The organism is Pseudomonas sp. H1h (assembly GCF_000633255.1).
Lineage (GTDB): Bacteria > Pseudomonadota > Gammaproteobacteria > Pseudomonadales > Pseudomonadaceae > Aquipseudomonas.
In genome coordinates this window covers 149,649-166,697 of record NZ_AYMJ01000020.1, presented here as the reverse complement: position 1 = coordinate 166,697, position 17,049 = coordinate 149,649, and the positions used below count along the sequence as shown (strand labels likewise).

Annotated in this window: 15 protein-coding genes; 8 read left to right on the top strand and 7 right to left on the bottom strand. The window is 59.4% G+C overall.

Annotated elements, in window-relative coordinates; translation table 11 throughout:
• The first annotated feature begins 86 nt into the window (after nucleotides 1-86).
• Together U862_RS0118800 and U862_RS0118795 are read left to right on the top strand one after the other, a co-directional pair.
• Nucleotides 87-2,573, top strand: coding sequence for a circularly permuted type 2 ATP-grasp protein (locus U862_RS0118800; RefSeq protein ID WP_025111841.1), 2,487 nt, complete (start codon nucleotides 87-89; stop codon nucleotides 2,571-2,573).
• Nucleotides 2,573-3,466 (top strand): transglutaminase family protein, encoded by an 894-nt coding sequence (locus tag U862_RS0118795; protein ID WP_025111840.1) that lies wholly within the window; start codon nucleotides 2,573-2,575, stop codon nucleotides 3,464-3,466. Before U862_RS0118800 ends, U862_RS0118795 begins: the two co-directional genes overlap by 1 nt.
• Before the next feature lie 127 nt (nucleotides 3,467-3,593).
• Here the strand turns inward: U862_RS0118795 and U862_RS0118790 are convergent, their stop codons facing one another.
• Together U862_RS0118790 and U862_RS0118785 are read right to left on the bottom strand one after the other, a co-directional pair.
• Complete coding sequence (locus U862_RS0118790; protein ID WP_025111839.1) at nucleotides 3,594-3,779, bottom strand: hypothetical protein; 186 nt, start codon at nucleotides 3,777-3,779, stop codon at nucleotides 3,594-3,596.
• A 68-nt stretch (nucleotides 3,780-3,847) separates the two neighbouring features.
• A complete protein-coding gene (locus U862_RS0118785) occupies nucleotides 3,848-4,435 on the bottom strand; it encodes a TIGR00730 family Rossman fold protein (protein ID WP_025111838.1) in 588 nt (195 codons plus the stop codon).
• 340 nt (nucleotides 4,436-4,775) lie between these two features.
• Here U862_RS0118785 and azu point away from each other — a divergent pair, with 340 nt between their 5' ends.
• Nucleotides 4,776-5,222, top strand: coding sequence for an azurin (gene azu / locus U862_RS0118775; RefSeq protein ID WP_025111837.1), 447 nt, complete (start codon nucleotides 4,776-4,778; stop codon nucleotides 5,220-5,222).
• A gap of 175 nt (nucleotides 5,223-5,397) precedes the next feature.
• Here azu and nadE read toward each other — a convergent pair whose 3' ends face one another.
• From nadE to U862_RS0118755, 4 genes are all read right to left on the bottom strand, one after another.
• A complete protein-coding gene (gene nadE / locus U862_RS0118770) occupies nucleotides 5,398-6,225 on the bottom strand; it encodes an ammonia-dependent NAD(+) synthetase (protein WP_025111836.1) in 828 nt (275 codons plus the stop codon).
• A gap of 4 nt (nucleotides 6,226-6,229) precedes the next feature.
• Entirely contained in the window at nucleotides 6,230-7,453 is a 1,224-nt protein-coding gene (gene pncB / locus U862_RS0118765; protein ID WP_025111835.1) for a nicotinate phosphoribosyltransferase, read from the bottom strand.
• A gap of 50 nt (nucleotides 7,454-7,503) precedes the next feature.
• The gene (locus U862_RS0118760; RefSeq protein WP_025111834.1) at nucleotides 7,504-7,758 is read right to left on the bottom strand and encodes a hypothetical protein; all 255 of its coding nucleotides are present in this window, start codon (nucleotides 7,756-7,758) and stop codon (nucleotides 7,504-7,506) included.
• Between the two features lie 182 nt (nucleotides 7,759-7,940).
• Nucleotides 7,941-9,395 (bottom strand): sodium:alanine symporter family protein, encoded by a 1,455-nt coding sequence (locus U862_RS0118755; RefSeq protein ID WP_025111833.1) that lies wholly within the window; start codon nucleotides 9,393-9,395, stop codon nucleotides 7,941-7,943.
• A 163-nt stretch (nucleotides 9,396-9,558) separates the two neighbouring features.
• Here U862_RS0118755 and U862_RS0118750 point away from each other — a divergent pair, with 163 nt between their 5' ends.
• Nucleotides 9,559-10,368 carry a helix-turn-helix transcriptional regulator gene (locus U862_RS0118750; RefSeq protein WP_025111832.1) on the top strand — a complete coding sequence of 270 codons (810 nt, stop codon included), beginning with the start codon at nucleotides 9,559-9,561 and terminating at the stop codon, nucleotides 10,366-10,368.
• Nucleotides 10,369-10,396: 28 nt separating this feature from the next.
• Here U862_RS0118750 and U862_RS0118745 read toward each other — a convergent pair whose 3' ends face one another.
• Nucleotides 10,397-11,302, bottom strand: a complete 906-nt coding sequence (locus U862_RS0118745; RefSeq protein WP_025111831.1) for a LysR family transcriptional regulator — start codon at nucleotides 11,300-11,302, stop codon at nucleotides 10,397-10,399.
• Nucleotides 11,303-11,467: 165 nt separating this feature from the next.
• Here U862_RS0118745 and U862_RS0118740 point away from each other — a divergent pair, with 165 nt between their 5' ends.
• The 4 genes from U862_RS0118740 to U862_RS0118725 all read left to right on the top strand — a co-directional run bounded on the left by U862_RS0118740 (nucleotide 11,468) and on the right by U862_RS0118725 (nucleotide 17,047).
• Nucleotides 11,468-12,958 carry an aldehyde dehydrogenase family protein gene (locus tag U862_RS0118740; protein ID WP_025111830.1) on the top strand — a complete coding sequence of 497 codons (1,491 nt, stop codon included), beginning with the start codon at nucleotides 11,468-11,470 and terminating at the stop codon, nucleotides 12,956-12,958.
• A 147-nt stretch (nucleotides 12,959-13,105) separates the two neighbouring features.
• Nucleotides 13,106-14,389, top strand: coding sequence for an FAD-binding oxidoreductase (locus U862_RS0118735; RefSeq protein ID WP_025111829.1), 1,284 nt, complete (start codon nucleotides 13,106-13,108; stop codon nucleotides 14,387-14,389).
• A gap of 368 nt (nucleotides 14,390-14,757) precedes the next feature.
• Nucleotides 14,758-15,891, top strand: coding sequence for an ABC transporter substrate-binding protein (locus tag U862_RS0118730; RefSeq protein WP_025111828.1), 1,134 nt, complete (start codon nucleotides 14,758-14,760; stop codon nucleotides 15,889-15,891).
• A 241-nt stretch (nucleotides 15,892-16,132) separates the two neighbouring features.
• Entirely contained in the window at nucleotides 16,133-17,047 is a 915-nt protein-coding gene (locus U862_RS0118725; protein WP_003221160.1) for a branched-chain amino acid ABC transporter permease, read from the top strand.
• Nucleotides 17,048-17,049 lie beyond the last annotated feature (2 nt).

Below are 17,049 nucleotides of genomic sequence, written 5' to 3'. Positions count from 1 at the left end.
CCTGCACGACATGCGGATTTTTCGTATATCCGCGTGTCATGCGCCTGCGTTAGTCTGACCGTTCCTTGCTGTCTGCCGAGCTTTCCATGCCTGACCTGCTAGACCGCTACCCGCGCACTGCGGGCACTTATCACGAACTGCTGGATGACAGCGGGGAGGTGCGCGCGCATTGGCGGCGGCTGTTTGATCAGTTACAGCGCAGCAGCCCGGCGCAACTGGTGCAGCGTCAGGCGTTGCTGGCGCGGCAGATCCAGGAAAACGGCGTCACCTATAACGTTTATGCCGATCCAAAAGGCGCGGATCGGCCGTGGGAGCTTGACCTGCTGCCGCACGTGATCGCCGCTGACGAGTGGCAGCATCTGTCAGCCGGGATTGCCCAGCGTGCGCGCCTGCTCAATGCCGTGCTGGCCGATCTGTATGGCCCGCAGCGGTTGATCAGCGAAGGACTGTTGCCGGCGGAACTGGTCTTTGGCCACAACAACTTTCTTTGGCCCTGCCAGGGCATTGCGCCGCCGGAAGAGGCCTTTCTGCATCTGTACGCCGTGGACCTAGCGCGCACGCCAGACGGTCGCTGGTGGGTCACCGCGGATCGCACCCAAGCGCCTTCGGGAGCGGGTTATGCGCTGGAAAACCGTACGATCGTGTCCCGCGCCTTTCCCGAGTTGTACCGCGACTTGAAGGTGCAACATCTGGCCGGATTCTTCCGCACGTTGCAGGAAACCCTCGCGCGTCAAGCACCGAGCGACGATGACGCACCGCTGGTGGTGCTGCTGACGCCCGGACGCTTCAACGAAAGCTATTTCGAACACCTGTATCTGGCGCGCCAGCTCGGTTATCCACTGGTGGAGGGCGGCGACCTGACGGTGCGCGACGCCACCGTGTACCTGAAAACCCTCAGTGGCTTGCGTCGGGTGCACGCGATCATGCGCCGTCTGGATGATGACTTCTGCGATCCGCTGGAGCTGCGCACCGATTCGGCACTTGGTGTTCCCGGTCTGCTTGAGGCGGTGCGCCAAGGGCGCGTGCTGGTCGCCAATGCACTGGGCAGCGGCGTGCTGGAGTCTCCGGGACTGCTCGGGTTTCTGCCAAAGATCAATCAGTACCTGTTCGGCGAAGAGTTGATCCTGCCATCCATCGCCACCTGGTGGTGCGGTGAGCCACCGGTGCTGGCGCAGGCGCTGGAAAAACTGCCGGAGCTGCTGATCAAACCGGCGTTCCCCTCACAAAGCTTTGCGCCGGTGTTCGGCCGGGATCTGAGTGAACAACAGCGTCAGGCGCTCGCCGAACGCATGCAGGCCCGGCCTTATGCCTACGTGGCGCAAGAGCTGGCGCAGCTGTCACAGGCACCGATCTGGCAAGCCGTGGACGGCCAGTTGCAACCGCGGGCCATCGGCATGCGCATGTACGCCGTGGCCAGTCGCGATGGTTATCGCGTGTTGCCCGGCGGCCTGACCCGGGTGGCCGCCGAGGCCGATGCCGAAGTGGTGTCGATGCAGCGCGGCGGGGCGAGCAAGGACACCTGGGTGTTGGGCGAGCGCCCGCCCAGTGGCGAGCAGTGGAAGACTCAACGCAACGTCGGCGTGCACGATCTGGTACGACGCGACCCGTACTTGCCGTCGCGGGTGGTGGAGAATCTGTTCTGGTTCGGCCGCTATTGCGAGCGTTGTGACGACAGTGCGCGATTGCTGCGAATCATGCTTGCGCGCTATGTCGACGGTGACGACCCGCAAGCCTTGCAGGCGGCGGTCGAACTGGGCGAGCGCCTGATGTTGTTGCCGGAGGAGGGCGAGCTGCCGGAGCGCTTGCTGGCAGCGCTGCTTGGCGAAGACTGGTCGTTCAGCCTGCGTTCCAACCTGCAACGCCTGCAGTGGGCGGCCTCGCAGGTGCGCGGCAAACTCTCGCGGGAAAACTGGCAGGCTCTGGTGGAGTTGCAGCGCGAAGCTATGGAGCTGGACACTGACGAGCCGGACTTCGGCGAGCTGCTGGATTTTCTCAACCGTTTGGTGATGTCACTGGCGGCGCTGTCCGGTTTTGCCCTGGACGACATGACCCGCGACGAAGGCTGGCGCTTCCTGATGATCGGCCGGCGCATCGAGCGCCTGCAGTTCCTCAGCAGCAGCCTCGCGGCGTTCCTGCGCGGTAGCGCCGCGTTCGATCAGGCGGGGCTGGAGTGGCTGCTGGAACTGGGCAACAGCAGCATCACTTACCGTTCCCGTTATCTGGCGGTGGCGCAGTTGATTCCGGTGCTCGACTTGTTGCTGCTCGACGAACAGAACCCGCATGCGGTGTTGTTCCAGTTGAAACTGGTGACCCGCACGCTGAAGCGCTTGAACGATGATTTTGGAGTGCCCCGCGAGGCCGGGCTGCCGCAACTGGTCGAGCGGCTGGCACGCTTTGATCTGGGTTGCCTGGAAAATTCGCTGTTCGGCGAGTCCAGCGTGCGCGCCGCACTCGATGGTCTGGCGGGCTTGTTGCAAGACATCGCCGAGGCCAGCGGGCAAGTCTCGGATCGTCTGGCCCTGCGTCACTTTGCCCATGTCGATGATGTCAGTCAGCGCACGGTGTCCGTCTGATGAGCGCGCATTACCAGATCTTCCACGACACCTGTTATCACTACGACAGTCCGGTGTCGCTGGCGCAGCAATTGGCGCACCTGTGGCCCCGTGAATGCACATGGCAGCGCTGCACCGAACAGCAATTGCTGATCAGTCCGGAGCCGACGAGCCGGCGCGATGAACTCGATGTCTTCGGCAACCCGCTGACCCGTCTGGCGTTCGAGCGACCGCACGACGAGTTGCAGGTCAACGCACGGCTCACCGTTGAAGTGCTGGCGCGGCCGCTGGCGGACTTCAGTCTCTCCCCGGCGTGGGAGCAGACGCGCAATGCGCTGACCTACAGCAGCCAGCCGTTGTCGGCCCCGATGCTGGAGGCTTGTCGTTATCGCTTTCAGTCACCCTACGTGCACCTGAAGCGCAGCTTTGTCGAGTTCTCTGAAAGCTGCTTCCCGCCGGGCCGGCCCTTGATGCTCGGCGTGCAAGCCTTGATGCAGAAGATTTTCAGCGAGTTCACCTTCGATGCCGAGGCCACTCAGGTGGCGACGCCGCTGGTGGAGGTGCTGGAGCGACGGCGTGGCGTGTGTCAGGACTTCGCCCATCTGATGCTCGCCTGCGTGCGCTCGCGGGGGCTGGCAGCGCGTTACATCAGCGGTTATCTGCTGACCCAGCCACCGCCGGGTCAGCCGCGGCTGATCGGTGCCGATGCGTCGCATGCCTGGGTGTCGGTGTTCTGTCCGGTGTTGGGCTGGGTGGATTTTGATCCGACCAACAATGTGCAGCCGGCGCTGGAGCACATCACCCTGGCGTGGGGCCGGGACTTTTCTGATGTGTCGCCGTTGCGGGGGGTGATTCTGGGGGGCGGCAGTCACGACCCGGAAGTGCGGGTCACCGTAATGCCACTGGAGGAGTGAAGATCAAATGTGGGAGCGGGCTTGCTCGCGAAAGCAATTGTTCAGTCACATCCAGAGTGAATGTTCCGACGCTTTCGCGAGCAAGCCCGCTCCCACAGGGATTGTGTTCAAGGTTTCAGCAGTTTGCTCAGGCGTCGGGCGCCTGATCTTTCGGTGCATCAACATCATCATCGTTGTCAGTCGCCACTTCACCGTCAGGGTTCAGTGCCGCTTCTTCAGCCATTTGTTTCTTGCGCTGAAGCTTTTCCTCTTTCTTCTGCTCCTTTGCCAGGTCTCGTTGACGTTTGGCGAAGGAGTAATTGGGTTTGGCCATGGGCGATCCTCTTGGGTCGAAGGTGAGGTTGAGCGGCGCGTATTCTGCCCTGTATCGGTGTCCGGCGGTTAGCCGGGTTTTTGGTCGACCCACTTGGGGGTGACGGTCGGCTTCCACTGATCGAGGGCGTCGAGCAGGGTTTGTGGCGATTCGCTCACTTGCAGCATGTCACGGTGTGGAGCGCGAACGAAGCCTTCGCCGACGATATGGTCGAGAAAAGCGGTGAGTTTGCTGTAAAAACCATTCACTTCCAGCAGGCCCAGCGGCTTGCCGTGATAGCCAAGCTGGCCCCAGGTCCAGACTTCGAACAGCTCTTCCAGCGTGCCGAGGCCGCCGGGCAGCGCGATGAACGCATCGCTCAGTTCGGCCATGCGTGCCTTGCGCGCGTGCATGCCGTCGACCACTTCGAGGCGGGTCAGGCTTTTGTGGCCGATTTCCTTGTCCATCAGGCTTTGCGGGATGATCCCGATCACTTCCCCGCCGGCGGCCAGTGCGGCGTCGGCGACAAGCCCCATCAACCCCACGGCGCCACCGCCATAGACCAGGGTCAACTGGCGCTCGGCCAGCGCGCGGCCAAGCGCTTTGGCGGCTTCGGTGTAAGCCGGATCAGTGCCGGCGTTGGCACCGCAAAATACACACACGGATTTGAGAGACATGCCTTCCTCCTGGGTCAATCCGTCACAGGGTAATGGCTGGCACGCCTTGATCCAAGGGCTAAACTTCGCGCTCTGGCGATTCAAAGGTACCGCTGGCGCCACAGGCGTAGGCGGCGAGCAAACTGCACAACAGACCGTTAAAGAACATGACAGGCACTCCGTCTCAGTAGATGGGCCGATCATAGGGCCGGCCGGGGAATCTGGCCGGTAGATTGTTTCGATGAGTGTCATAGCCTGAAAGTTGTATACAATTTTTGACTCAAGTCATAGGAACTTGCGAAGATTTCAGGCAGTCTTTCCACCATTCGTGTTTTTGTTAACCCTGCCTTGGAGATTCACCATGTTTTCCAAAGTTGTTGCGGTATCCCTGCTGGCGCTGGCCAGCAGCCAATTGATGGCTGCCGAGTGCAAAACCACCGTTGACTCCACCGACCAGATGTCCTTCAACACCAAGGAGATCGTGATCGACAAGAGCTGCAAGACCTTCACCGTCGAGCTGACCCACTCCGGCAGCCTGCCGAAGAACGTCATGGGCCATAACCTGGTCGTCAGCAAAACCGCTGACATGCAGCCGATCGCCACTGACGGCCTGGCCGCAGGCATCGACAAGAACTACCTGAAAGACGGCGACGAGCGCGTTATCGCTCACACCAAGATCATCGGTGCCGGCGAGAAAGACACGCTGACCATCGACGTATCGAAGCTGGCCGCTGGCACTGATTACGGCTTCTTCTGCTCGTTCCCGGGCCACATCTCGATGATGAAAGGCACCATTGCTGTCAAGTAAGCAGGTTTACCGCGTCATCGTTCTTCGCGAGCAGGCTCGCTCCCACAGGTTCTGTGTCTGACACCTGAAACCCTGTGGGAGCGAGCCTGCTCGCGAAGGGGCCCGACAGATGACCTGGTCAAAGAAAAGCCCGCTGAGGATCATTCCTCAGCGGGCTTTTTCATTCCATCGGCGATCAAGGCGCGAACGGCATGACACGCTTGTGATGGGTCTTGTTGTAGGTCGCGACGATGATATCGAACGCTTCCTGGCGCACCGGCTCGCCGTGCAGGAACGCGTCGATCTCGGCGTAGGTCACGCCATGGGACGCTTCGTCCGGTTTGCCCGGTGACAGGTCTTCCAGATCCGCGGTCGGCACTTTCTCCACCAGCGACTCCGGCGCACCGAAGCTGCGTGCGATTGCCCGGACCTGGTTTTTCACCAGGCCGCTGAGCGGCGCCAGATCACAAGCGCCGTCACCAAACTTGGTAAAGAAACCCATCACGGCTTCTGCCGCATGGTCGGTGCCGATCACCAGACCGTGCGCTGCGCCGGCGATGGTGTACTGGGCGACCATGCGCATCCGCGCCTTGGTGTTGCCGAGCACAAAGTCCACCGACACCGCGTGCTTGCCTTCAAACGCCGCGACTTCACTGGCCAGCGACTTGACCGCCGGGCCGATGTTGACGGTGTGGCGCTCGTCCGGGGCGATGAAGTCCACCGAAGCTTGTGCGTCGTGCTCATCGAACTGGGTTTCGTACGGCAGGCGCACGGCGATGAACTTGTAGCTGTGGTCGCCGGTGCGCTCGCGCAGTTCGCGCATGGCGCGCTGGGCCAAGAGACCTGCGGTCAGCGAATCGACACCGCCACTGATGCCCAGCACCAAGGTCTTGAGACCGGAGTTGACCAGGCAGTCCTGGATGAAGGTGATGCGCCGGGCGATTTCCGCTTCGAGGGCCTGGTGGCCGGCGAATGGCGGTTGGACCTTGAGCTGTTCAGCAATCTCACGCTGTACGGCTTGCATGAATTCACTCCTTGCTAGATAGACTGGAAACGGCAGGAACCTGGAAAACGTGTCGCAAATAGGCGACAAAGTTGGGGTCTTTACAGTGAGTCTTGCCGGGCTCGTCGGAGATCTTCGCCACCGGCTGGCCGTTGCAGGCAGTCATTTTAAGCACGATGCTCATCGGTTCGACACCCGGAATGTCACAGGTCAGGTTGGTGCCGATGCCAAAGCTGACGTTGATCCGACCGTGCAGCGCGCGGAAGATCTCCAGCGACTTTGGCAGGCTCAGGCTGTCGGAGAACACCAACGTCTTGCTCATCGGGTCGATGCCGAGCTTGTGGTAGTGGGCGATGCACTTTTCGCCCCACTGCACCGGATCCCCGGAATCGTGGCGCAGGCCGTCGAAGAGCTTGGCGAAGAACAGGTCGAAATCGCCGAGGAAGGCATCGGTGGTGATGCAGTCGGTGAGGGCGATCCCCAGCAAACCACGGTATTCCCGTACCCAACAATCGAGGGCGGCGATCTGGCTGTCGATCAGCCGTGGGCCGAGTTGCTGGTGGGCCATGATCCACTCGTGGGCCATGGTGCCCAGCGGTTTCATGTCCAGTTCTCGGGACAGATGCACGTTGCTGGTGCCGACGAAGCGCCCTGGGAAATCGTGCTTGAGCACGTTCACCACTTCTTCCTGCACGCGATACGAAAAGCGCCGGCGGGTGCCGAAATCGGCGACCTGCAACTGCGCCAGTTCATCGGCCGAGGCGTTGGCGCTGAGCCAGTCGAACTTGCGATACAGCTGTTCACGCGCCTGCACCAGTTCAATTTCCCGGTAGCGATAGCGGTTGCGCACTTCGCTGACGATCGCCAGCAGCGGCACCTCGTACAAAATCACATGCAGCCACGGGCCACGCAGACGGATGAACAGTTCGCCGTTTTCGATGCCGGTGTGCAGGTAGCGCAGGTTGAAGCGGAACAGCCCGAGAAACCGCAGGAAATCCGGTTTGAGGAAGCTGATGCGCTCGAGAAAACTCAACTGGTCGGCGCTCAGGCTCAGGTCGGCCAGACGCTCGATCTGATAGCGGATCTCGGCCAGATACGGCCGCAGGTCCTCGCTGTTACGGCAACGGAACTCCCATTCGACTTCGACGTTGGGGTAGTTGTGCAGCACCGCCTGCATCATCGTCAGTTTGTAGAAGTCGGTGTCGAGCAGGTTCTGCACGATGCGATCGGCAAACACACTCTCGCTCATAAACGGGGTCTCCTGGTGCACCGCGCATGGCGCGGTATCAAACAATGGTGCTAGTGGCGCATATCAGCGGTGGGGATTGCCAGCGCTTTTTTGCTTTCAGGTGAAAGATCCTCTGACGCCATACACCCTAGCCCACAGAACTTGGCTATTTTCGGTTGCGCCTCAAGCGCGGCTTGAATGACTTGCTCAAGTTGTTCCCCGCTTTTTAAATAATCAGCCAATAGAGAGTGTTTGGATATTAGAGGGATTTCAACTGCTTTGATCAAGGCTGCTCTGAGCATTTCTTGGGTGACTATTTTATACATGAATCACACCTCCTTTGAAGGTGATCTGTTCCAGTGTGTCGACGCCGAGTAATGTCCTTCGATTTTTTTTCAATCGTGACAGTTCGAAAAAAAGCATTGCTCTTTAAAGTTTATGTTTCAGTGGTAACTAGGTTTTTTCGGCAAAGCCATTATTTATTCTAATGGCTTTGTATTTTTTTGAACTAAGTTTGAATAGGCTGTTTGCTGATGTTTGAGGACTGAACGCACTCGCGATGAGGGCCGCGGTGCCGTGGCGGCCACGCTATAGGATCAAGATCCAGATCAAGGAATTTGCTTGAATCGAAAACTGGAGTCTTGACGCCGGCACGGCGTTGTTCGTCGTAGTCGCGCAAAACACGCATGCTGATTTTGAAGAGCAGGAACATGGCGACCAGGTTGACGAGCGCCAGCAGCGTCATGGTGATGTCGGCGAAAGCCAGAACAGTTGACAGATCTTCGACAGCCCCCCAGAACACTAATATCAACACCAGCGCACGATAGAAAAACAGCGTTTTTCGTGGTTCAGCAAATATGAACCGCAAGCTGTTTTCTCCCAAGTAGTAGTTGTACAACATTGCGGTAAAGACGAATAACGCAAGCATTATGCTGATAAATATCCGCCCCCATTCCCCGACGACGGCTGCCAGCGAGTTTTGCGCCAGAGCAATCCCGTCACCTTCAAACCCCGGTGTGTAGAAACCTGAAAGCAAAATCAATAACGCTGTACAGGTACAGATGACGAATGTATCGATGAAAACACTCAGCGCTTGTACGGCGCCTTGTGCAACCGGGTGTTCGATCTTCGCTACCGAGGCGACATTGGGAGCACTGCCGAGTCCTGCCTCGTTGGAGAAAACGCCTCGTCTGACACCCATGATGATTGCACTGCCAACCATTCCCCCAAACGCCTGATCCAGACCAAACGCGCTTTTGATAATGGTCATCAGCATGGCCGGTACCTGATCGAACTGCAGAGCGATCACATAGGTAGTGACGCCGACGTAGGCGAGAACCTTCAGTGGAACCAGAAGATCGGCTACCGCAGCTATGCGTTTTATTCCGCCGACGAAGACAGCTCCCAACATCAATGAAAGTACGAGCCCCGAGTACGTAGGCGACAAGCCAAATGCATCGTTTAGTGAGTGTGATACCGCATGGGATTCGAGACCATTGATTGCAAAACCGAAGGTCACCAGCAATAACACTGCCGAGATCATCCCGAGCCAGCGCTTGTCCAGACCGTGCTGGATGTACCAGGACGGGCCTCCGCGATACAGGCCTTTGCCATCGCTGCGCTTATACAGTTGCCCTAACGTACACTCGAAGAAGCTGCTCGACATGCCTAGAAGAGCGGTCATCCACATCCAGAATACTGCGCCGGGCCCGCCCATGCTCACTGCAATCCCGACGCCAACTATATTGCCAGTACCGACACGGCCGGCAAGGCTGAGCGTCAATGCCTGAAATGAACTCAAATGATGGCTGCTAGCGCGCCAGCTGCCGTGGAGAACGCCGAACATATGGGGGAAATATCTGAACTGGACAAATTTCGACCGGATGGTGAAGTAGCCTCCCAGTCCTAGAACTAAAGGTATCAATACCTTGCCCGACAGAAAGTCGTTGATGATGTCTAGCATTCAAAGCTCCTTGCTATTTAGAGTGCTGGCGTATTAATGGTGTCTGCGTTTCAGGAGTCGTAATATCCAGCCATATTTCATTCGATGCAATTTCGCAAGTTGCTTAAATGTGATGCGAGTTGCTGCTATGGTTGCCGCCTCTTGATTTCTGTTGGGTCATTGTATGTGTGAATTTCTTCCGGCTAACTTGAAGCTGCTGTGTGGTCACTACAGATCTGTCGCAGAAGTTTGTAGGAAACTTCGAATTAATCGTGGGCAATTCAATAAGTATCTTTGTGGGAAAAGCGTTCCAACACCTTTCAATCTCAAACGCATTTGTGATTTTTTTGGCGTGGAAGAGTTTGAGATAGGTTTGCCGCCGGAGCAATTTATTGCCCTGATTGGCGATAAGGCTAATAAGAATCAGGCCTCGGGAGCAGCGGTGGCATCACGGATAATGCATGAACACCTTCGTCAACAGTCTTCACCTGAACTGAAAACCCATGTCGGCTACTACTATGAGTATTACCATGCTATGACTGAACCTGGCTCCATCCTGTGTTCGCTTGTGCACGTGCGGGAGGAAGGTGATGACATTGTTTACGAGCGAAACGAGCGCTTACAGATTGCCGGGGCGGGAGGGGATTTTGAACGGTATCAATATCTGGGTATTGCTTATTACCTGCGCGATCGCCTGTTTTTTGTCGATTATGAATCGCTGACTTCAAACGAGATCAGCCAAACCATTCTCATCCCGAGTTTCAAAAGCTGTATCACGCGGCTCAATGGTTTGAAGTTGGGGGTTTCTGCTGCTGATCACCGTGCTCCTTCTTGTTCAAGGGTCGTTTGGGAGTTTCTTGGGCGCGATATCAATCGGGTCGATGCTTATCGGCGCGTTCGGCTGTACAAGCCGGATGATTGCGCTATAGACGCCGATTTGCGTGCACGTCTCGCTCAAGCCCAGGTTGTGGATAGCTTGTTTGTGATCGCCTGACGAATTCCCTGGAGCTGCCGAAGGGAAATCAGTCGTCGTCGGGGCTATCGATCTGCTCCAGCATCCACTTCACAAAATCGCGCACCTTCGGCACTTCCGCCGCATGTTCCGGGTAAGCCAGGTAATAGGCGTCGGAACTGGGCATTGCATGCTGCCAGGGAATGACCAGTTTGCCGTCGGCCAATTCCTCTTCCACCAGAAAGCGTGGCAACAGCGCCACGCCGCAGCCGACCTGGGCGGCGCGGATGCACATATAAAAGGTTTCGAAACGCGGCCCGTGGTAGCTGTGTTCGGTGTGGTAACCCTGACTGTCGAACCAGTCGTGCCACGCCTGTGGGCGCGAGGCGTTTTGCAGCAGCACCAGATCGGTCAGATGCGTCGGGTCGGTGAATGGCTGATCCGGCAGGCTGCCCGGCGCACAGACCGGCACCAGCTCTTCGCCGAACAGCTTCAGGCACTCGGTGCCGGGGCGTGAACCCTGGCCGAAATAGAACGCCAGATCGCTGCGCCCCTGCAGCAAATCATCCGCCTCTTGCTCGTTGCAAAGATCGAGATGGATCGACGGATGGCGCAGACGCCAGCCCTTCAGGCGCGGTACCAGCCAGCGGGCGCCGAAGGTCGAGGGCGTAGAGACGCGCAGGACTTCGGTCTCGCCGCCGTAGGAACGCAGGTAATGCGTCGACATTTCCACTTGGGTGAGGATTTTTCGGACTTCCACCAGGTACAAATCCCCGGCCGGGGTCATTTGCAGGCGACGACGCACTCGCCGGAACAACAAGTGCTGCAACAATTCCTCAAGCTGCGCCACTTGCTTGCTGACAGCGCTCTGGGTCAGGTTCAGTTCCTCGGCGGCCCGGGTAAAACTCAGGTGCCGGGTCACGGCCTCGAAGCACTGCAATGCGGTGATCGACGGCAGGTGGCGTTTATTCAGCATGGGTGATCCCTTTTTCTTGTCTTTCTATGCGCAGCATGAATAAACGGAATGATATCTCGCGTAAAGGTCGTTTGTTGCCTCGTCGTACTGACGCTACAACTAAAGGCCTGCCCGGTCGTGAACATTCGGCCGCACCCATTCAGTTTTTCGCTTGAGGAGTGACCCATGGTTGCCGCATTGCTTGATCGTCTTGGCGTGAACCCGGCCCTGTACCAGAACGGCAAAGTGCCGGTGCATTCGCCCATTGACGGCAGCCGCATCGCCGCCGTGAACTGGGAAGGCCCGGCCGAAGTCGAGCAGCACATCAGTCGCGCAGATCATGCGTTCGAACAATGGCGCAAGGTGCCGGCCCCGCGTCGTGGCGAGCTGGTGCGCCAGTTCGGCGAAGTGTTGCGCGAGTACAAGGCTGACCTCGGCGAGCTGGTGTCGTGGGAGGCGGGCAAGATCACCCAGGAAGGTTTGGGCGAAGTGCAGGAGATGATCGACATCTGCGACTTCGCCGTCGGCCTGTCCCGTCAACTGTACGGCTTGACCATCGCCTCCGAGCGCCCGGGCCACCACATGCGTGAAACCTGGCATCCGCTGGGCGTGGTCGGCGTGATCAGTGCCTTCAACTTCCCGGTTGCGGTGTGGGCGTGGAACACCACGCTGGCGCTGGTCTGCGGTAACCCGGTGGTGTGGAAACCGTCAGAAAAGACCCCGCTGACCGCGCTGGCCTGCCAGGCGCTGTTCGATCGCGTGGTGAAGAATTTCACCGATGCTCCGGCGCATCTGTGCCAGGTGATCATCGGTGGTCGCGATGCCGGCGAGGCGCTGGTGGATGACCCGCGCGTTGCGCTGATCAGCGCCACCGGCAGCACCCGCATGGGCCGCGAAGTGGCGCCGAAAGTCGCCGCGCGTTTTGCCCGCAGCATCCTCGAACTGGGCGGCAACAACGCGATGATCCTCGGCCCGAGCGCCGATCTGGACATGGCCGTGCGCGCCATTCTGTTCAGTGCGGTCGGCACTGCCGGTCAGCGTTGCACCACCTTGCGCCGCTTGATTGCCCATGAGTCGGTGAAGGAAGAGATCGTCACCCGTCTCAAGGCCGCCTACGCGAAAGTGCGCATCGGCCATCCGCTGGAAGGCAATCTGGTCGGCCCGCTGATCGACAAGCACAGCTTTGAAAACATGCAGGACGCGCTGGAGCAGGCGTTGAGCGAGGGCGGCCGGGTGTTTGGCGGCAAGCGTCAGCTTGAAGCGCAATTTCCCAACGCCTACTACGTGTCGCCGGCGATCGTTGAAATGCCGGAGCAGAGCGATGTGGTCTGCAGCGAAACCTTCGCGCCGATCCTCTACGTGGTCGGTTACAGCGACTTCCAGGAAGCGTTGCGCCTGAACAACGCAGTGCCACAAGGCCTGTCGTCGTGCATCTTCACCACTGACGTGCGCGAGGCCGAGCAGTTCATGTCGGCGGTCGGCAGCGACTGCGGCATCGCCAACGTCAACATCGGGCCGAGCGGCGCGGAAATCGGCGGGGCGTTTGGTGGCGAGAAAGAGACCGGCGGTGGTCGCGAGTCGGGCTCAGACGCCTGGCGCGCGTACATGCGCCGCCAGACCAACACCGTGAACTACTCGCTGGAGTTGCCGCTGGCGCAGGGCATTACCTTCGACTGACAGGTGGATCCCCCCCCTGTGGGAGCGAGCCTGCTCGCGAAAGCGCTGGGTCAGACGACATCGATGTTGGCTGATATACCGCTTTCGCGGGCAAGCCCGCTCCCACAGGGTATGCAGTGTTTGGCAGGTTTCTGTTGGAGTCTGGCAATGCCGTTACGCGAAGAATGTCTGTGGGAAAAACTCACGCCGCAACGCCCGGATAACGCCGCGCTGCGCGGCGCAGTCAAAGTCGATGTCTGCGTGATCGGCGCCGGGTTTACCGGGTTGTCGGCGGCGCTGCATCTGTTGGAAAAAGGCAAGCGCGTCTGCGTGCTGGAAGCGCATCGCGCCGGGCACGGCGGTTCCGGACGCAACGTCGGGCTGGTCAACGCGGGGATGTGGATCCCGCCGGACGAGATCGAGGCCGGGTTTGGCGAGGCCGTTGGCAGCCAGCTCAACCGCATGCTCGGGGCGGCGCCGGCGCTGGTGTTCAGCCTTGTGGATAAATACCACATCGATTGCCAGTTGCGCCGCGAAGGCACCCTGCACATGGCGCACAACGCCAAGGGCGAGGCGGATCTGCGCAGTCGCGAGCAGCAATGGAAACGCCGCGGCGCTCCGGTCGAACTGCTGACTGGCAAGGCCTGCGAGCAGGCCACTGGCACGCAAAAAATCGCTGCCGCACTGCTCGACCGCCGCGCGGGCACCCTCAACCCGATGGCCTATGTCACCGGGCTGGCCAATGCGGTGAAAGGCCTGGGCGGGCAGATGTTCGATCACTCGCCCGTCACCCGCCTCGAACGCCAGGGCCAGCAATGGTCGGTGCAAACCGAGCAGGGCTCAGTGCTTGCCGAACAAGTGGTCATCGCCTCCAACGCCTACACCGAAGGCGACTGGACCGAACTCAAGCGCAATTTCTTCCCCGGTTATTACTATCAGGTCGCTTCGGTGCCGCTGACCGAAGACGCGGCCCAGGAAATCCTCCCGGGCGGGCAGGGCTCGTGGGACACGCGGCAGGTGCTGAGCAGTATTCGCCGCGACAAGGACGGCCGGTTGTTGCTGGGCAGTCTGGGTAACGGCAATCAGAAACCGACCTGGTTTCTCAAGGCCTGGGCCGACCGGGTACAGCAACATTACTTCCCCAACCTGAAACCGGTGGAGTGGGAGTGCACCTGGACCGGGCGCATCGCCTTCACGCCCGATCACCTGATGCGCCTGTTCGAGCCGGCGCCCGGCCTGGTCGCCGTCACCGGTTACAACGGTCGCGGCGTGACCACTGGCACCGTGGTCGGCAAGGCCTTCGCCGATTACCTGTGTCACGGCAATCCTCAAGCCCTGCCGATCCCCTTCGCACCGATGCAGCCCTTGGCCGGTGTCGGCTTGCGCAGTTGCCTGTACGAGGCCGGGTTCTCGCTGTATCACGCGGGCCAGTGCCTGCGCATCGTCATTTGAGTGTTGAAATATGTTGCCGGAAGCGGCGCTTTTCGACGCAACGACTAGCCTGTAATGGTGCGGGTTGTAGCAGTCCCGCACCAGCAGTGTGCAGTTCGGTGACGCGAGCTGTTACAGGCTGGTTGCACGTCGTTTGGTGCCGCGGTTGCAATGATGGCGCAAGCGGGTTGCGCCCACGATTTAAAAAGGTTTCACCTTCCGCGGTTTAGACGGTTGCACGCCCAATGAAAATGGGAACGAAACAGTCGAAATAACAAGAAAGCAGCGACTTTTTGAAGAATAAAAAACCGATGGCACGGCGCTTGCTCAGAGCATTCAGTGAAGTGAAGTCGCAGTGCCAACTAAAAAAAACCTTGGAGCACCACCTCATGTCCCAGACGTTTTACAAGAAAGGCTTTCTGGCCCTCGCAGTCGCAACTGCGCTGGGTGTTTCTGCGTTTGCTCAAGCTGATGTGAAAATCGGTGTAGCGGGTCCAATGACTGGCGCCAACGCGGCATTTGGCGAGCAGTACATGAAGGGTGCACAGGCAGCGGCGGACGCGGTCAACGCGGCAGGCGGCGTCAACGGCGAGAAAATCGTACTGGTCAAGGGCGATGACGCCTGCGAACCGAAACAGGCGGTGACGGTCGCCAAGGACCTGGTCAACCAGAAGGTTGCCGGTGTGGTCGGTCACTTCTGCTCTTCCTCCACCATTCCAGCCTCGGAAATCTACGACGAAGCCGGCGTCATCGCGATCACCCCGGGTTCCACCAACCCGCAAGTGACCGAGCGCGGCCTGAGCGCCATGTTCCGTATGTGCGGGCGTGACGACCAGCAAGGCATCGTGGCTGGCGACTACATCGTCGACGTGCTCAAGGGCAAGAAAGTCGCGGTGATCCATGACAAGGACACCTATGGTCAAGGTCTGGCCGATGCGACCAAGGCGCAGCTGATCAAGCGCGGCGTGACCCCGGTGATCTACGAAGGCCTGACCCGTGGCGAGAAAGACTTCAGCGCCCTGGTTACCAAGATCCGCGCTGCGGGCGCCGATGTCGTGTACTTCGGCGGCCTGCACCCGGAAGCCGGTCCGCTGGTCAAGCAACTGCGCACCGAAGGCCTGAAAGACGTGAAGTTCATGTCTGACGACGGCATCGTCACCGACGAACTGGTGACCACTGCCGGTGGCCCGCAATACGTCGATGGCGTGCTGATGACCTTCGGCGCCGACCCGCGCCTGCTGCCGGAAAGCAAGGCGGTGGTCGAGCAGTTCCGCAAGGCTGGCACCGAGCCTGAAGGCTACACCCTGTACGCCTATGCTTCGATCCAGACCTTGGCCGCCGGTTTCAACGGCGCCAAGTCCAACAGTGGCGAGAAAGCCGCCGAGTGGCTGAAAGCCAACCCGGTGAAAACCGTCATGGGCGAGAAAGCCTGGGACAAGAAGGGCGACCTGAAAGTGTCCGACTACGTGGTTTACCAGTGGGACGCGAGCGGCAAATACCATCAGCTGGAAAAACAGAAGTAAGGGCTGACGCGATCAGCTGAACAGCCATTGCTCCATGTGGGAGCGAGCCTGCTCGCGAAGACGGAATGACTGCCAACACATGTGTTGAATGTTCAACCGCTTTCGCGAGCAGGCTCGCTCCCACAGTGGACAGAGGCGGTTTGACTGATCGTGTCTGCATTGCTCCGACGTAAATCTGTATTTTTCCTAGAAGAGCCGCCCGCCCACCGGTGGGCAGGTTCTCATTGCGTGAGATTGCGTTATGGATGGTATTTTCCTGCAGCAACTGGTCAACGGCCTGACCCTCGGGTCGGTCTATGGCCTGATCGCCATCGGCTACACAATGGTCTACGGCATCATCGGCATGATCAACTTCGCCCACGGCGAGGTTTACATGATTTCTGCTTACCTGGCGGCAATCAGTCTGGCTCTGCTGGCTTACTTCGGTATCGAATCCTTCCCGCTGTTGATGCTCGGCACGCTGGTCTTCACCATCGTCGTCACTGGCGTTTATGGCTGGGTGATCGAACGCGTCGCCTACAAACCTCTGCGCAACTCCACCCGACTGGCACCACTGATCAGCGCCATCGGGATCTCCCTGATCCTGCAAAACTATGCCCAGATCAGCCAGGGCGCCCGTCAACAGGGTGTTCCAACGCTGCTCACCGGTGCCTGGCGCATCGACGTCGGCACAGGCTTCGTCCAACTGACCTACACCAAGGTGTTCATTCTCGTCGCCGCGTTCGTCGGCATGGGCCTGCTGACCTACGTGATCAAGTACACCAAGCTCGGCCGCATGTGCCGCGCCACCCAGCAAGACCGCAAGATGGCTTCGATTCTGGGGATCAACACCGACCGGGTGATTTCCTACGTGTTCATCATCGGTGCAGCGATGGCGGCCCTGGCCGGCGTGCTGATCACCATGAACTACGGCACGTTCGACTTCTACGCAGGCTTTGTCATCGGCATCAAGGCGTTCACTGCCGCGGTGCTTGGCGGGATCGGCTCGCTGCCCGGCGCGATGCTTGGCGGGATCATCCTTGGCATCTCCGAGTCGCTGTTCTCGGGCCTGGTCAACTCCGACTACAAAGACGTGTTCAGCTTCTCGCTGCTCGTACTTGTTCTGGTCTTCCGGCCGCAGGGCCTGTTGGGCCGTCCTCTTGTGTCGAAGGTGTAAGC

What these genes read in the sequence shown, in the direction of transcription:
- U862_RS0118800 (WP_025111841.1), top strand. Translation starts at nt 87, where the DNA reads ATGCCTGACCTGCTAGACCGCTACCCGCGCACTGCGGGCACTTATCAC.
- U862_RS0118795 (WP_025111840.1), top strand. Translation starts at nt 2,573, where the DNA reads ATGAGCGCGCATTACCAGATCTTCCACGACACCTGTTATCACTACGAC.
- U862_RS0118790 (WP_025111839.1), bottom strand. Translation starts at nt 3,779, where the DNA reads ATGGCCAAACCCAATTACTCCTTCGCCAAACGTCAACGAGACCTGGCA.
- U862_RS0118785 (WP_025111838.1), bottom strand. Translation starts at nt 4,435, where the DNA reads ATGTCTCTCAAATCCGTGTGTGTATTTTGCGGTGCCAACGCCGGCACT.
- azu (WP_025111837.1), top strand. Translation starts at nt 4,776, where the DNA reads ATGTTTTCCAAAGTTGTTGCGGTATCCCTGCTGGCGCTGGCCAGCAGC.
- nadE (WP_025111836.1), bottom strand. Translation starts at nt 6,225, where the DNA reads ATGCAAGCCGTACAGCGTGAGATTGCTGAACAGCTCAAGGTCCAACCG.
- pncB (WP_025111835.1), bottom strand. Translation starts at nt 7,453, where the DNA reads ATGAGCGAGAGTGTGTTTGCCGATCGCATCGTGCAGAACCTGCTCGAC.
- U862_RS0118760 (WP_025111834.1), bottom strand. Translation starts at nt 7,758, where the DNA reads ATGTATAAAATAGTCACCCAAGAAATGCTCAGAGCAGCCTTGATCAAA.
- U862_RS0118755 (WP_025111833.1), bottom strand. Translation starts at nt 9,395, where the DNA reads ATGCTAGACATCATCAACGACTTTCTGTCGGGCAAGGTATTGATACCT.
- U862_RS0118750 (WP_025111832.1), top strand. Translation starts at nt 9,559, where the DNA reads ATGTGTGAATTTCTTCCGGCTAACTTGAAGCTGCTGTGTGGTCACTAC.
- U862_RS0118745 (WP_025111831.1), bottom strand. Translation starts at nt 11,302, where the DNA reads ATGCTGAATAAACGCCACCTGCCGTCGATCACCGCATTGCAGTGCTTC.
- U862_RS0118740 (WP_025111830.1), top strand. Translation starts at nt 11,468, where the DNA reads ATGGTTGCCGCATTGCTTGATCGTCTTGGCGTGAACCCGGCCCTGTAC.
- U862_RS0118735 (WP_025111829.1), top strand. Translation starts at nt 13,106, where the DNA reads ATGCCGTTACGCGAAGAATGTCTGTGGGAAAAACTCACGCCGCAACGC.
- U862_RS0118730 (WP_025111828.1), top strand. Translation starts at nt 14,758, where the DNA reads ATGTCCCAGACGTTTTACAAGAAAGGCTTTCTGGCCCTCGCAGTCGCA.
- U862_RS0118725 (WP_003221160.1), top strand. Translation starts at nt 16,133, where the DNA reads ATGGATGGTATTTTCCTGCAGCAACTGGTCAACGGCCTGACCCTCGGG.